This window comes from Devosia sp. LjRoot16 (genome assembly GCF_964252795.1).
GTDB lineage: Bacteria > Pseudomonadota > Alphaproteobacteria > Rhizobiales > Devosiaceae > Devosia_A.
The window spans coordinates 313,019-326,534 of sequence record NZ_CAXUPH020000002.1; the positions used below are offsets into that span (position 1 = coordinate 313,019).

The 13,516-nt window shown below is 65.1% G+C and carries 13 protein-coding genes; 4 read left to right on the plus strand and 9 right to left on the minus strand.

All coding sequences use genetic code 11. The annotated features are described in order from the left end of the window. The first annotated feature begins 34 nt into the window (after positions 1–34). Positions 35–1,780, plus strand: a complete 1,746-nt coding sequence (locus tag ACSQ23_RS11960) for a SulP family inorganic anion transporter (protein ID WP_436090761.1) — start codon at positions 35–37, stop codon at positions 1,778–1,780. A gap of 8 nt (positions 1,781–1,788) precedes the next feature. Here ACSQ23_RS11960 and ACSQ23_RS11965 read toward each other — a convergent pair whose 3' ends face one another. The 3 genes from ACSQ23_RS11965 to clpS all read right to left on the minus strand — a co-directional run bounded on the left by ACSQ23_RS11965 (position 1,789) and on the right by clpS (position 5,390). Continuing rightward, positions 1,789–2,529 carry an SDR family oxidoreductase gene (locus ACSQ23_RS11965; protein ID WP_436090762.1) on the minus strand — a complete coding sequence of 247 codons (741 nt, stop codon included), beginning with the start codon at positions 2,527–2,529 and terminating at the stop codon, positions 1,789–1,791. Positions 2,530–2,605: 76 nt separating this feature from the next. Continuing rightward, positions 2,606–4,978, minus strand: coding sequence for an ATP-dependent Clp protease ATP-binding subunit ClpA (clpA, locus tag ACSQ23_RS11970; RefSeq protein ID WP_436090763.1), 2,373 nt, complete (start codon positions 4,976–4,978; stop codon positions 2,606–2,608). 10 nt (positions 4,979–4,988) lie between these two features. Further along, complete coding sequence (gene clpS, locus ACSQ23_RS11975) at positions 4,989–5,390, minus strand: ATP-dependent Clp protease adapter ClpS (RefSeq protein ID WP_082528039.1); 402 nt, start codon at positions 5,388–5,390, stop codon at positions 4,989–4,991. Positions 5,391–5,681: 291 nt separating this feature from the next. Between clpS and ACSQ23_RS11980 the strand changes: the two genes are divergently transcribed. Next, on the plus strand, positions 5,682–7,343 hold the full coding sequence (locus ACSQ23_RS11980; RefSeq protein ID WP_055878235.1) for an SPOR domain-containing protein: 1,662 nt from the start codon (positions 5,682–5,684) through the stop codon (positions 7,341–7,343). A gap of 59 nt (positions 7,344–7,402) precedes the next feature. Further along, on the plus strand, positions 7,403–7,681 hold the full coding sequence (locus ACSQ23_RS11985) for a hypothetical protein (RefSeq protein ID WP_055878237.1): 279 nt from the start codon (positions 7,403–7,405) through the stop codon (positions 7,679–7,681). A gap of 2 nt (positions 7,682–7,683) precedes the next feature. Here ACSQ23_RS11985 and ACSQ23_RS11990 read toward each other — a convergent pair whose 3' ends face one another. The 5 genes from ACSQ23_RS11990 to mgtE form a co-directional block, all read right to left on the minus strand. Beyond that, the gene (locus tag ACSQ23_RS11990; RefSeq protein ID WP_055878238.1) at positions 7,684–8,586 is read right to left on the minus strand and encodes a division plane positioning ATPase MipZ; all 903 of its coding nucleotides are present in this window, start codon (positions 8,584–8,586) and stop codon (positions 7,684–7,686) included. A gap of 144 nt (positions 8,587–8,730) precedes the next feature. Continuing rightward, the gene (locus ACSQ23_RS11995) at positions 8,731–9,078 is read right to left on the minus strand and encodes a DUF4180 domain-containing protein (RefSeq protein ID WP_055878240.1); all 348 of its coding nucleotides are present in this window, start codon (positions 9,076–9,078) and stop codon (positions 8,731–8,733) included. Beyond that, complete coding sequence (locus tag ACSQ23_RS12000) at positions 9,078–9,509, minus strand: DUF1489 family protein (protein WP_248310517.1); 432 nt, start codon at positions 9,507–9,509, stop codon at positions 9,078–9,080. The genes ACSQ23_RS11995 and ACSQ23_RS12000 overlap by 1 nt, the downstream gene beginning before the upstream one ends. After that, entirely contained in the window at positions 9,506–10,183 is a 678-nt protein-coding gene (locus ACSQ23_RS12005) for a glutathione S-transferase family protein (RefSeq protein ID WP_055878241.1), read from the minus strand. Before ACSQ23_RS12005 ends, ACSQ23_RS12000 begins: the two co-directional genes overlap by 4 nt. 358 nt (positions 10,184–10,541) lie before the next feature. After that, complete coding sequence (gene mgtE / locus ACSQ23_RS12010; protein ID WP_055878243.1) at positions 10,542–11,957, minus strand: magnesium transporter; 1,416 nt, start codon at positions 11,955–11,957, stop codon at positions 10,542–10,544. A 120-nt stretch (positions 11,958–12,077) separates the two neighbouring features. Between mgtE and ACSQ23_RS12015 the strand changes: the two genes are divergently transcribed. After that, positions 12,078–12,440: an MmcQ/YjbR family DNA-binding protein gene (locus ACSQ23_RS12015; protein ID WP_055879788.1), complete on the plus strand. Its 363-nt coding sequence runs from the start codon at positions 12,078–12,080 to the stop codon at positions 12,438–12,440. A gap of 171 nt (positions 12,441–12,611) precedes the next feature. Here ACSQ23_RS12015 and ACSQ23_RS12020 read toward each other — a convergent pair whose 3' ends face one another. Beyond that, positions 12,612–13,514 (minus strand): bifunctional methylenetetrahydrofolate dehydrogenase/methenyltetrahydrofolate cyclohydrolase, encoded by a 903-nt coding sequence (locus ACSQ23_RS12020; protein ID WP_055878245.1) that lies wholly within the window; start codon positions 13,512–13,514, stop codon positions 12,612–12,614. Positions 13,515–13,516: the final 2 nt, after the last annotated feature.

Genomic DNA, 13,516 nt, shown 5'->3' on the forward strand with positions numbered 1-13,516 from the left:
TTGCCGCGCTTGTTCGCGAAAGGCGAATGATCCGATGGCCAGTTCTGCCCCCGCCTCACGTGCCGCGTCGCCCGCCCTCACCGAGCTTTTCACCCCCAAGCTGATCACCGTGCTGCGCGAGGGCTATGGGCTCGCCGACCTCAGGGCCGATATCCTCGCCGGGCTCACCGTCGCCATCGTCGCACTGCCCCTGTCCATGGCCATCGCCATCGCCTCGGGGACGACGCCCGAGCGCGGACTGTTCACCGCTGCCGTCGGAGGCTTCCTGATCTCGGCGCTGGGCGGCAGCCGCTTTCAGATCGGCGGACCGGCGGCGGCCTTCACGGTGCTGGTCGCCTCCACCATCAGTCGCCACGGGCTCGACGGACTGCTGCTCGCGACGATCATGTCCGGAATGTTCCTGCTGTTGATGGGAGTGTTCCGCCTCGGCAGCTACATCAAGTTCATCCCCTACCCGGTGACAGTCGGCTTCATCTCCGGAATCGCGGTGATCCTGTTCGTGGGCCAGATCCACGATCTGCTCGGCCTGACGCTGCCGGGCGCCGATCCGGCGGATATCCTTCCCAAACTTGCAACACTGGCGGCGGCCATCGGGACCACCAACCCGACCGCCCTCGGCATCGCCGCGCTCGCCGTCGGCGTCATCATAGGGCTGCGGCGCTGGCGCCCGCACTGGCCGGGCATCCTCATCGCCGTGATTGCGGCCTCGCTTGCCGGCGCGCTGCTGCAGCTGCCGGTTGAAACCATCGGCACGCGTTTCGGTGGTATTCCGAGCACTCTGCCTGGCCCCGCGCTGCCGCCGTTCTCGCTCGACAAGGTCCAGGCGGTTCTTCCCGATGCCGTCGCCTTCGCCCTGCTTGGCGCCATCGAGTCGCTGCTCTCCGCCATGGTTGCCGATGGCATGACCGGCCGGCGGCATCGTTCCAATATGGAACTGGTGGCGCAGGGTATCGCCAATGTCGGCTCGGCGCTGTTCGGCGGCATCTGCGCCACCGGCACGGTAGCTCGCACCGCCACCAACGTGCGCTCCGGCGCTCGCAGCCCGCTGGCCGGCATGTTCCACTCGGTGTTCATCGTGCTGTTCATGCTGGTGGCCGCCCCGCTTGCGAGCTTCATCCCGCTCGCGGCCCTCGCCGGGGTGCTGGTGGTCGTTGCCTGGAACATGGCCGAAAAAACCGCGTTCGCGACCCTGCTCCGCACCTCGCCGGGCGACGCGGTAGTGCTGCTGGCGACGTTCGGGCTCACGGTATTCCGTGGCCTCACCGAGGGCATCGTCGTTGGCTTCGCGCTGGGAGCACTGCTGTTCATTCACCGGATGGCTCAGCATGCCGGAGTCGAAGTGCACGCCCCGCCGGTTCCCGAGGATCAGGCCGACGCCGCCGGCGCCACGCGCCTACCCTACGACCCCGCCATCGCCACGGACCCCGATGTCGCCGTCTACCGCATTACCGGTGCCTTCTTCTTCGGCGCGGCGGCGACCGTGGGCTCGGTGCTCGAACGCATCGCCGACCAGCACCGTGCCTTCGTCGTCGATTTCTCAGCCGTGCCGTTCATCGACTCGACCGCCGCCAACACCATGGGGGGCATCGCGCGCAAGGCGGCGCGTCATCACGTCGTGCTGCTGATCTCCGGCGCGACCCCGGCGGTACGGAAATCCCTCACTACGCATGGTGTCAGCGGGCCCACGGTGCTCTACGAGCGCACCGTGGAGGCCGCGATCGGCGCCGCGCATGCGGAAATCGCGCGCCGCAGCGCTCCCGAGGTCATCGCACCGGCGTAGCGCGCGCCCTAGCTCAGGAACTCGGTCCGAGCCCGCTCGATCACCAGCGAACGGATCGCGACGTTGCGCGGCTGGCCGAGGACGAACAGGATCGACTCGACCACATCCCTGTCGCTCAAGGCGTCCTCGACACCGCGCAGCTGATCCCAGTTCTCCTCGAGCGGCGAGGTGTCCTCGATATGGCCGGGATAGACCGAGGTGACGCGCACGCTGGTGCCTGCCATCTCCTCGGTCAGCGCCTGGACGAAGCCGTTCTGGGCGTGCTTGGCGGCGACGAACGGCACCGATGAGCCGCGCATCCGCGCATAGGGCAGCCCGCTCACCGACACGACGGTATGGATGTCGGCCTCGGGCCGCTTCAGCAGCAGCGGCAGCAGGCGCCGCGTCAGCGCCATCGTGCCCGTCACCGTCGAGTCGACGACGGCGGCGATCTGCGCATCGGTCATCGCCTGATAGGCGCCGCCCACCCATTGCGAGCCGGAATTGACGAGGATGTCGAGTTCGGGATGCACCGTGGCGATCTTGCTCGCCGCGCCGGTCAGCGACAACGGGTCCGCCAGGTCGCAGACGAAGGCATCCGGCCGCTTGCCCGTCCGCTGCTCGATCGCATCGGCGACGGCGCCGATGCCGGCAGCGTTACGCCCCAGCAGCAACGGGATCATCCCCCGGTCTGCGGCGACGATGGCCAGCGCGGCCCCGAGGCCACGCGCCGCGCCAGTTATTGCAATGGTCTTGCCCTCAAGTGCCACTCGTTCCTCCCTCGATCGTCACCTAAAGAAAAAGGCCGGGATCGCTCCCGGCCTTGCATAGACCCTGCATGGGATCTCAGCTTTTCTCTTCTGCCGGCTTGTCGGCAGCGGCCTTGGCCTTCTTGGCCTTGGGCGCAGCGATGGCCTTGGGCCGGGCCGGCCGCGGCGGAACCGCGATCAGCTCGAGCTTGGCCTCGGTGCCGACGCCAACAACGGCCACGGTGACCGAACCGCCGTTCTGCAGCTCGCCGAACAGTACCTGGTCGGCCAGCGGCTTCTTGACGTGCTCCTGGATCACGCGGCCCAGCGGGCGGGCGCCCATGCGCTCGTCATAGCCGCGGATCGCCAGCCACTCGGCCGCTTCCGGGGTCAGCTCGATAGTCACGCCACGCTCGGCCAGCTGGCCTTCGAGCTGCAGCACGAACTTCTCGACCACCCGACGGACGACTGCCGGCGGCAGCGGGCCGAACGAGATGATGGCATCGAGGCGGTTGCGGAATTCCGGCGTGAACATCCGGTTCACCGCTTCCTCGTCGTCACCCTGCTCGCGCTTGCGACCAAAGCCGATCGGCGACTTCTGCAGCTCCATGGCGCCGACGTTCGACGTCATGATCAGGATCACGTTGCGGAAGTCGACCGACTTGCCGTTGTGGTCCGTCAGCTTGCCATGGTCCATCACCTGCAACAGGATGTTGAACAGGTCCGGATGGGCCTTCTCGATCTCGTCGAGCAGCACCACGCTATGCGGATGCTGGTCCACGCCATCGGTGAGCAGGCCACCCTGGTCGAAACCAACATAGCCCGGAGGGGCGCCGATCAGCCGCGACACGGTGTGCCGCTCCATGTACTCGGACATGTCGAAGCGCAGCAGCTCCACGCCCAGCGTATCCGCCAATTGCTTGGCCACCTCGGTCTTGCCGACACCGGTTGGGCCGGTGAACAGGTAGGAGCCGATCGGCTTTTCCGGTTCGCGCAGGCCCGCACGGGCCAGCTTGATCGCCGACGAGAGCGCGGTGAGCGCCTGATCCTGGCCGAACACCACGGTTTTGAGATTGCTCTCGAGGTTGGCGAGGAGCTCCGAATCCGACTTCGACACCGACTTGGGCGGAATGCGCGCCATCGTGGCGATGGTCTGCTCGATATCGGCGACGTCGATGGTCGTCTTGCGGTTCTCCGGGGTCAGCAGCATCTGGCTGGCGCCGGTCTCGTCGATCACGTCGATCGCCTTGTCGGGGAGCTTCCGATCATTGATGTAGCGTGCGCTCAGCTCGACGGCGGCCTTCAGCGCGTCGTCGGTGTATTTCAGCTTGTGGTAGTCCTCGAAATACGGCCGCAGGCCCTTCACGATCTCGATCGCATCCGGGATGGTCGGCTCGGCAACGTCGATCTTCTGGAAGCGGCGAACCAGCGCCCGGTCCTTCTCGAAGAACTGCCGATACTCCTTGTAGGTAGTCGAGCCGATGCAGCGGATATTGCCCGAGGCCAGGGCCGGCTTCAGCAGGTTCGAGGCATCGAGCGCGCCGCCTGAGGTGGCGCCGGCGCCGATCACGGTGTGAATCTCGTCGATGAACAGGATGGCGTCGGGGTGCTTCTCGAGCTCCTTCATTACGGCCTTCAGCCGCTCTTCGAAGTCGCCGCGATAGCGGGTGCCGGCCAAGAGCGAACCCATGTCGAGCGCATAGATTACCGCTTCGCGCAGCACTTCGGGCACGTCGCCCTCGATGATCTTGCGAGCCAGGCCCTCGGCAATGGCGGTCTTGCCCACGCCGGCGTCACCGACATAGAGCGGGTTGTTCTTGGAGCGACGGCAGAGGATCTGGATGGTCCGGCGCAGCTCGCTGTCGCGGCCGATCAGCGGATCGATCTTGCCGGCCCGGGCCTTCTCGTTGAGGTTGACGCAGAAATCGGCAAGCGCCGAGCTCTGGCCGTTGCCGGCACGTTCGCCTTCCTCGCCCTGCCCGTTCCCGGCCGGAGTCTCGGCGCCACGCACCCGACGCTCCTCGCTCGGCCCCGACTTGGTGATGCCGTGCGAGATGAAGTTGACCGCGTCGAGCCGCGTCATGTCCTGCTGCTCGAGGAAGTAGGCGGCATGGCTCTCGCGCTCGGCGAAGATGGCGACGAGCACGTTGGCGCCCGTAACCTCTTCCTTACCGGACGACTGCACATGGATCACGGCGCGCTGGATGACGCGCTGGAACGCCGCGGTCGGCCGCGCGTCCTGCCCGTTGGGCACCACGAGGCTGTCGAGCTCCTCGTTGATGAAATCCTCGAGGTCGGACTTCAGCGCTTCGATGTCGACATCGCAGCCGGTCAGCACCGCGATGGTGTCGCGGTCGTCGGTCAGCGCCAGCAGCAGGTGCTCGAGCGTGGCGAACTCATGCGCCCGCTCGCGCGCCAGGTTCATCGCCTGATGGAGGGCCTTCTCAAGTCCGCGGGAGAAAGAGGGCATATGTCGGTTCCTATTGCTTTTCCATCACGCACTGAAGTGGGTGCTGGTTCTTGCGGGCCGCGTCCATCACCCTGGTGACCTTGGTTTCGGCCACCTCGAAGGGGTACACACCGCATTCGCCGACGCCCTGGTTGTGGACGTGAAGCATGATGCGCATGGCCTCTTCGCGGGTCTTGTTGAACACATCCTGCAGCACCAGGACGACGAACTCCATCGGAGTGTAATCGTCGTTGAGCAGCAGCACCCGATAGAGGCTGGGCCGTTTGCTCTTGGTCTTCGGCTTCGTGATGGTCGCCGTATCGTTCTTGCTTCCCCCATCGCCCTTGCCGCTCTTGCGGTCATCGTCTGCCCCGCGCGGCGGCACCTTGGATGCACCAGTGGTCGGGAGCGTCAGTTCGATGGCTGCACGCATGGCTCGGGTCTGGGGGAGATCGGTTCGAAGCAGCATGGTGAGGCCATTATGTAGGCAAAACTCCCTGCCTGTTAAGTGCCGAACTACCTAAACTTTGGAGCAGGTCGCCGTGTTCGGTGGCTCTTAACCAAGTGCCCGAAATCCATCGCATTTTACGGAATGGTAAGACCGGCTCCCTAAGGTGGTGGGTAACAGGGAACGTGGCTGGTCTCATTTGGGGAGGATCGGCCACAGGTTCTCGAGGCGTTGAGTACGGGCGGCGTTTGCGCCCGAGAGTAGTTGGAGTACCGGGTGCTTTCGCAGAAGCATTTTTCCCATTCGCGCGCGCTGTTCGGGCGTATCGTCGCGGCATTCGCGCTGACCTTGGCACTGCTGGTGCCGATGATCTCGGCAGCTGAAGCGGCGACTGTGCCACGCAAGTTCGCGGGCATCGTGGTCGACGCCAAGTCCGGCAAGATCCTCTACGAAAGCTCGGCCAACGCCGCGCGCTATCCCGCCTCCGTCACCAAGGTGATGACCCTCTACGTCCTGTTCCAGGAACTGGAGGCCGGTAACATTACGTTGAAGACCAAGTTCACGGTGTCCAAATACGCCGCACAGGCGGTGCCGACCAAGCTTGGGCTTAAAGCCGGCTCGACCATCACCGTCGAGAACGCCATCAAGGCGATCGTCACTATCTCCGCCAACGACATCGCCCGCGTCATCGCCGAGAACATCTCCGGCTCCGAGAGCGCGTTCGCCAAGCGCATGACCTCGACCGCCAAGGCGCTGGGCATGTCGAACACCACTTACCGCAACGCTTCGGGCCTGCCTGACAAGGGCCAGGTCACCACCGTTGCCGACCAGGCCATCCTTGGCATCGCCGTCTACCAGCACTTCCCCAACTACTACGAGTATTTCCAGACCCGGAGCTTCTCGTACGGCAAGCGCACCTACGGCAACCACAACCGCCTGCTCGGTTCGAACGGCGTTGACGGCATCAAAACCGGCTACACCAATGCGTCCGGCTTCAACCTTCTGACCGCGGCCCGCGCCGACGGCCACCACATCGTGGTTGCCGGCTTCGGTTTCGACTCGAGCGGCGCTCGCGACGCCAAGGTGCGCGAGCTGGTTAAGAAGTACCTGCCCAAGAGCCGCAGCGGTGGCTATCTCGACGTCGCCATGATCCCGCAGCCGGGCCGCAAGGGTGCGACCGTGATGGTTGCCTCCACCGATCCGGTGCCGGTGATGCCGGCCCCCTACCCGTCCTTCCGCATCGGCGGTGGCACGGTCAGCGTCACCGCCAAGCTGCAGCCGATCGAAGCGGCGCAGCAATCCGACGACATCGTGGTCGCCTCGATCGGCGAAGCCGCCCCGCTGCCGGAGGCGCGGCCGGCAGACCTCGGCTTCGATGAAGCTGTGCAGGCCGCCAATACGCTCGCCAGCCGGCCGACCATTGCCAGCATCGCGCCGCAGCAGGAGCGCCCGCTCGATGTGATCGGCGCGTGGCTCAGCGACACCTTCTCGCTCGGCGCGGCTCCCGCCCCGCTCGGCCAGACCGCGCCGTCCGCTCCGCTGCTGCCACCGGTCGGCATCGGCGAAGAAGGCCAGCCGATCGACCTGATGACCTCAGGCGGCATTGGCGACACCGCGCCCGATATCATCGAAGACCAGCCCGCTCCGGCACCGCTCGCGGTTGCTGAGGTGGCCGAGGTTCCGCAGGAAGTCAGCGGTGGCTGGATCGTCCAGATCGGCGCTGCGCCGACCGAGGGCGGTGCCAATTCCCTGATCAGCGACGCTTCGTCCAAGCTCGGTAACCTTGGCGCAGCCCGCTCCTATGTCGAACGGTTCGAGAAGAACGGACAAGTGTTCTTCCGCGCCCGCTTCGGCGGTTTCAACGACCGCGATGCCGCGGCCGGTGTGTGCAATGAGCTGAAGAAAGCCAAGATGAGCTGCCTCGCGATGCAGTCCTAAGACGCGAAAAGCAGCCGCCCCAGGGAAGCGAATTTGTGGCCTGTGTTGGAGTAGCCCAAATGAGCGATACGTCTAGCCTCACCGAACTCGCCCGATTTGTAGGGCAGTCGGCCCTTGCGTCCGAAGATGCCGTTGTCCGCAGGCAGGCGGTCAATGCCATGGTGACGCGGTTCAACCCCGGCCTGAAGCGCCGCGGCGTCGGCGATCTGCTCGGCGTGGTGATGGCGCTCAGCGCCCGCACCCGCCGCATGCTGATGCCGCATGTCGAGATCGAACTCGATGTGTTCGCGCCGGCCGGCGGCCGCGCCGTGACGGTGACCCTGCCCCGCCGATCCTGAGTTTACTCGCCGGCCATGTGCTCGAAATTGGCCGGCGCGCCGGCCGTCGCCGCCAGCGCCTTCTCGCCTTCGATGCGGGCTTTCGCACGCTCGCTTACCGGCAGTCTCAGCGCCTCGACCAGTGCCCGGTATTCCTGCCGGGCACTGAGATGCGACATCGACGGCAGCCCGCCCAGCATTTCCGCATCCAGCGGATCGAACACCGTCATGCCGGTCGGGAACAGCGAGCGGAAGATCACCCGTTCGGCGATGCCCTCGGCCACGCGGCAGCCGAGCCGCACCGCGATCTTCTCGATCGCCCCCTGGACGATCTTGGTCGAGCGCGACGGCAGCATCGAGATGCGGTTGCGCACGATCACCCAGTCGATAGTGCGCCCGTCGATCGACAGCCGCTCGGTGCGCGCCCGCTGCACCAGCCGCGCATAATGGCTCATCTCGCGCGGGTCGCCGGTCACCGGGTCCACATGCGCCATCACGTCGAGGTCGATGATCGAGTCGTTGAGCGGGGTGATCAGCGTATCGGCCAGCGAGTGCGCCAGCCGGGTCAGGTGGGTATCGAAGCCGGGCGTATCGACGATCAGGAAATCCGCCTCACCTTCGACCTCGATGATCGCCTGCCGGAACAAGTCGAACTCGACGCGCTGGTTCTCCTTGACCGAATCCGACTTCGACAGCGGCAGATGGAAATGCGTGGCGTGCGGCAGCTTCAGATCGTGCGCCTGGGCCCAGTTGCGGCGGTTGCGTACATAGTGGGTCAGTGTCTGCTGGCGGCTGTCGACGTCGATCGAGGCGACGCGGAAGCCCTGATACATCAGGAAAACGGCAAGATGGAACGCCGTGGTCGACTTGCCGGAGCCGCCCTTCTCATTGCCGACGACAATGACGTGCGTGCCTGTCCTGCCCATCAGTCTCCCCTGCCGCTCCAGTAGCCCGAAGCGACGCGATTTCGGGATTCGGTATGTGTTCGCCCGAGCGGACTATTGATGAGACACCCACCCCGTTCAAGGGGGTGTTTCAGCACCGGGCGATGACAGGCACGCAACGTCACCCTAAAGCCGCGCTTCCAGCGCTGCCCGGTCGGCGAGGAACATCACCTGTCCGCGCCGGTTGCTCTCATAGATGAAGTCGCGCAGCGACGGGCTTTCGGCGGTGAAGCGCGAGATGTCGCCGAGGATGGCAACGCGAAAACCGTATTGCTGGAACTTCTGCAGCACCGCGCCGGCGAGCCCGCTGCTCAGCCAGAAGAAATCGTCCACCAGGTGTTCCACCGGGATGGCGATCAGGTCGATGCCCAGCCCATAGGTCGAGCCGATCACATCGTTGCTGTCCACCTCGGCGGCAATCACCGGCCCTTCGTAGAAGCCGACATTGACGCCCTTGATCGCTGTGCTCTGCATCAGATCAGTCCCAGTTTCGCCAGCTCTTCAGCGAGTTCGAGCGAGCCTTCCTCCTCGAAGCCGCCCTTGCCGATATCGGCGGGTGCATCCCTGGGGTCAAGGTAACGCCAGCCCTGGAACGGCGACTTCGGCCGCGGGATGGTGCGAACCATGTCCGGCGCCATGATGATGTCGCAGCACTTGAGCCCCTGCTCATCGACCGCTTCAGCGAGTCGCAGGATCGGCTGGCGGCAGCGCACGACGCCCGAGATCACCCAGTAGATCGACCCCTGCCCCTCCATCTCGTCCTTGCGCTTGGGCATGGTGCGGGTGCGGTGGACGTGCACGTCCTCGCCGTAATCGGCGCCCCACCAGTGGGCCCGTTCGCTGCGATAGGACTCGAGCTCCTCCAGCGTCGCAACACCGACGCAGAGCTTGATCATGTGCATCATGCGGTGCCGGCCGCATCCCGCCTGGCGAGGATGATGTCGATTTCGTCGTGCTCGACCACCCACGGCTCTTTCACCGCCTCGGCGAACCATTCCTGGAAGGCCGGCAGGGCGTAGATCGCCTCGACATATTCCTGCGCCAGGTCGCTCACCGGCAGCTCGTAGGTGCGGATGCGCGTCGCCACCGGCGCAAACATGGCGTCGGCGGCGTTGAACGAGCCGAACAGGTAGGGGCCGCCGGAACGCGACAGCAGGTCACCCCAGATCCGCTCGATGCGCTTCAGGTCATCGGCCACGACGTCGAAATCGACCTTGCCCGGATGCGAGGCCCGGAGGTTCATCGGCGCCGCGTCGCGCAGGGCGTTGAAGCCGCCATGCATCTCGGCCGCGGCTGAGCGCGCGTAGGCCCGCTCGACGCGGTTGGACGGCCAGATACCCTTGGCCGGATACTTGTCGTTGAGGTACTCGATGATCGCCGTGGTCTCGGGCAGCACCACGTCGCCATCGACCAGCACCGGCACTTTGCCGCTGGGCGATTTCTTGCGCAGGTTCTGCTGCCAGCCCTCGCCGTTGAGCAGCACCAGTTCCTCATCGAACGAGATGCCGAAGTGGCGGAGCACCAGCCAGGCGCGCAGCGACCAGCTCGAGTAATTGCGGTTGGCAAAGATCAGTTTCATCGGTCGGCCTCAAAAGCGGAAGGGCGCCGAGTGGCCCGGCGCCCTTCCAAAATTCTGTACTATCGAAGGACCTTCAGGTCCAGTTGCACCCCGTCCTAGGCGCCGGCAACGATAGTGAACACGAGTGACATGGCCAGCAAACAGACGAGTGTCCAGGACACTGTCGGTAAGGCTGAACGCCACCATTCGGTCTTTGATTGGCCTCGCATCAAAGCTCCTTTTTGCCGTTCACGGGCTGCCGCAACCACACTTGGTGACGAAATTGCGACAGTAATGATTCGTTAACTCGGCAAGGGCGTGGTTGGGAAGTGGCGGGAAAGCCACAGTGGATAGGTCGAGTATCCCTGTGGAAAGCGCTTCAGAACAGCCCGAACCAGAGCCCGGCCAAACCCAAAAACGCGAAGAATCCAATCACATCGGTGACGGTGGTGACGAACACCGAGGAGGCGATTGCCGGGTCGACCTTCAGCCTGTTGAGGGTCAGCGGGATCAAAATTCCAGCGCTGCCGGCGGCGATCATGTTGATGATCATGGCTAAGCCGATGACCATCCCGAGACTCAGATTGGCGTAGCGGAGCCAGGTGATGGCGCCGATCAGCACCGCGAAGATGCAGCCATTGAGGAAGCCGCCGGTCACCTCACGGACGATGAGGCGGCGCACCCTGCCCCGGTCGAGGTCACGGGTGGCGAGCGCCCGCACCGTCACGGTCATGGTCTGCGTCCCGGCATTGCCGCCCATCGAGGCGACGATGGGCATCAGCGCCGCCAGCGCCACCATCTGCTCGATGGTGGCGTTGAACAGGCTGATCACGAACGAGGCCAGCATGGCGGTGAAGAGGTTCACCACCAGCCAGGGCGCGCGGCTCCGCACCGTCGACAGCACGTTGTCCGACAGCTCTTCGTCGCCGACGCCGCCGAGCAGCTTGATGTCTTCGGTTGCCTCTTCATGGATGACGTCGACGATGTCGTCGACGGTCAGCACGCCAACCAGCCGCTTGTTCTCATCGACCACGCCGACTTCCACGAGGTCATAGCGCTCGAAGTCGCGCGCCGCCTCTTCCTGGTCCTCGGTCGCTTCCACGGTGAGAACATCGTGGTTCATCAGGTTCTCGATGCGCACCTGCCGCTTCGAACGCAGGAACTTGTCGAGTGGGATGGTGCCCAGCACCCGGTAACCGGGGTCGACGACGTAGAGCTGGTAGAACTCGTCCGGCAGCTCCTTTTCCACCCTGAGGTAGTCGATGGTCTGGCCGACGGTCCAGAATGGCGGGATGGCGATAAAATCGGTCTGCATCCGCCGGCCGGCGGAATCCTCGGGGAAATCGAGGCTGCGCTTGAGGCTCAGCCGTTCGAAGGCCGGCAGTTGCGCGAGGATTTCCTCGCGGTCGCCGGCGTCCATATCCTCGAGGATGTAGACGGCGTCGTCGTTGTCGAGCGTCGCGACGCCGCGCGCCACGTCCTCGGCCGGCAGCTCTTCGATCAGGTCGGTACGGACGTTGTCGTCGACCTCGGTGAGCGCCAGATAGTCGAACTTGTCGCCCAGCATCTGGACCAGCGCGACGCGCTCATCCTGCTCCAGCGCCTCCAGCACGTCGCCCGCGTCCGACGCGTGCAGCGGCTCCATCATCTCGGCGACGTCGTGCTCTTCGCCCGCCGAGAGGTGGGCGCGCAGCCGCTCGATCCAATCCTGATTCAGGTGATCGTCCGGACCGCGAAGCGCGTTCGGATCGGGCCGGGCTTCCCCGATTTCCGCGATGTCGGATTCATTGGTCATGGAGACCCCGGGAGACAGGCGCTTCGGGTTCAAGGCTGGTGTAGCCAATCGGTTGCAGATGCGCCAGACTTGCAAGGCTAGTCGAGCGCAGTTTTTTGCTTCGCCCAGAGGGAGATGGCCGTGGCCGGAACGAGGGAGAGCGAGATGGATCGGATGCTGCGCCTGTGCTCTGCGCTCGGCCTGCCCGATGTGGCGGAGTCCACCAGCTACGGCGCTCCTTCAATCAAGGTCAAAGGCAAGAACTTCGCCTCGGTGCGCGGCCCGCAGGAAATGGTGCTGCACTGCCCGCTCGAGCAGAAGGAACTACTGATGGAAATGGCGCCCGACGTCTACTGGCAGACCGATCACTTCAAGGGCTGGCCGGGCCTGTTGGTGCGGCTCGACGTGATCGGCGACGAGGAACTGTCGCTGCGACTCGAGGACGCCTGGAGGTTCCGGGCACCCAAGCGGCTGGCCGATGCCTACGCGGCGGCGAAGCGTTAGGCCGACATAGCCTCGCGTCTATCAGTCGTCGCCTCCCTCCCCCCGGGGCGCTACCGCGTCCCTAGGAGGGGAGGGATTGAGGGAGGGGGTGGTGAAGTCAGCACCGTGGCCACCTCACCACCCCCACCCCCCTGCCTCAAGGGGGAGGGGAGCAGCCCGGCTCCCGCGGTCCTAGGGCGTCAAATCCTTCGGCGGCGTGATGCCGTTGATCAGCGAGGCGGTCGTCACCGTGTTGGCGAGCAGGCAGACGATGGTCATCGGCCCTACCCCGCCCGGCACCGGCGTAATGGCGCCCGCAACCTCGGCCGCCGCCGGGTAATCGACGTCCCCGAGCAGACGCGTCCTGCCTTCGCCACGCTCAGGCGCCGGGATCCGATTGATGCCCACATCGATCACCGTCGCGCCCGGCTTGATCCAGTCTCCCTTGATCATCTGCGGGCGGCCGACCGCGGCAACCACGATGTCTGCCTGCCGAACCACATCGGCGAGGTCCTTGGTTTTGGAATGCGCCACCGTCACCGTGCAGTTCTCACGCAACAGCAGCTGGGCCATCGGCTTGCCCACGAGATTTGAGCGGCCGACGATCACCGCGTTCAGCCCCTCGAGCGAACCGAGCGTATCGCGCAGCAGCATCAGGCAGCCGAGTGGCGTACAGCTCACCGGCCCCGGCAGTCCGATCTGTAGCTTGCCGACGCTGGCCGGCGTGAAGCAGTCGACGTCCTTGTCGGGCGAGATGGTGGCAATCACCTTGTTGGGATCGATCTGCCTGGGCAGCGGCAGCTGCACCAGGATGCCGTGAATGGCCGGATCGGCATTGAGGTTCTGCACCAGTGCCAGCACTTCGGCTTCCGAGGCATCCTCAGGCAGTTCGTACTTTTCCGAGTGCATGCCGACCTCGACGGTCTGCTTGGCCTTCTGGCTCACATAAATTTCGCTGCCCGGATCATGTCCGACGATCACAACGGCAAGGCCGGGTGTCACGCCGTGCTCGCGCTTCAGGCGCTCGACATGGCCGGCAATCCGGGTGCGCAGCCCCTCGGCGTAGGATTTTCCGTCGATGATCTTGGCGGTCATGG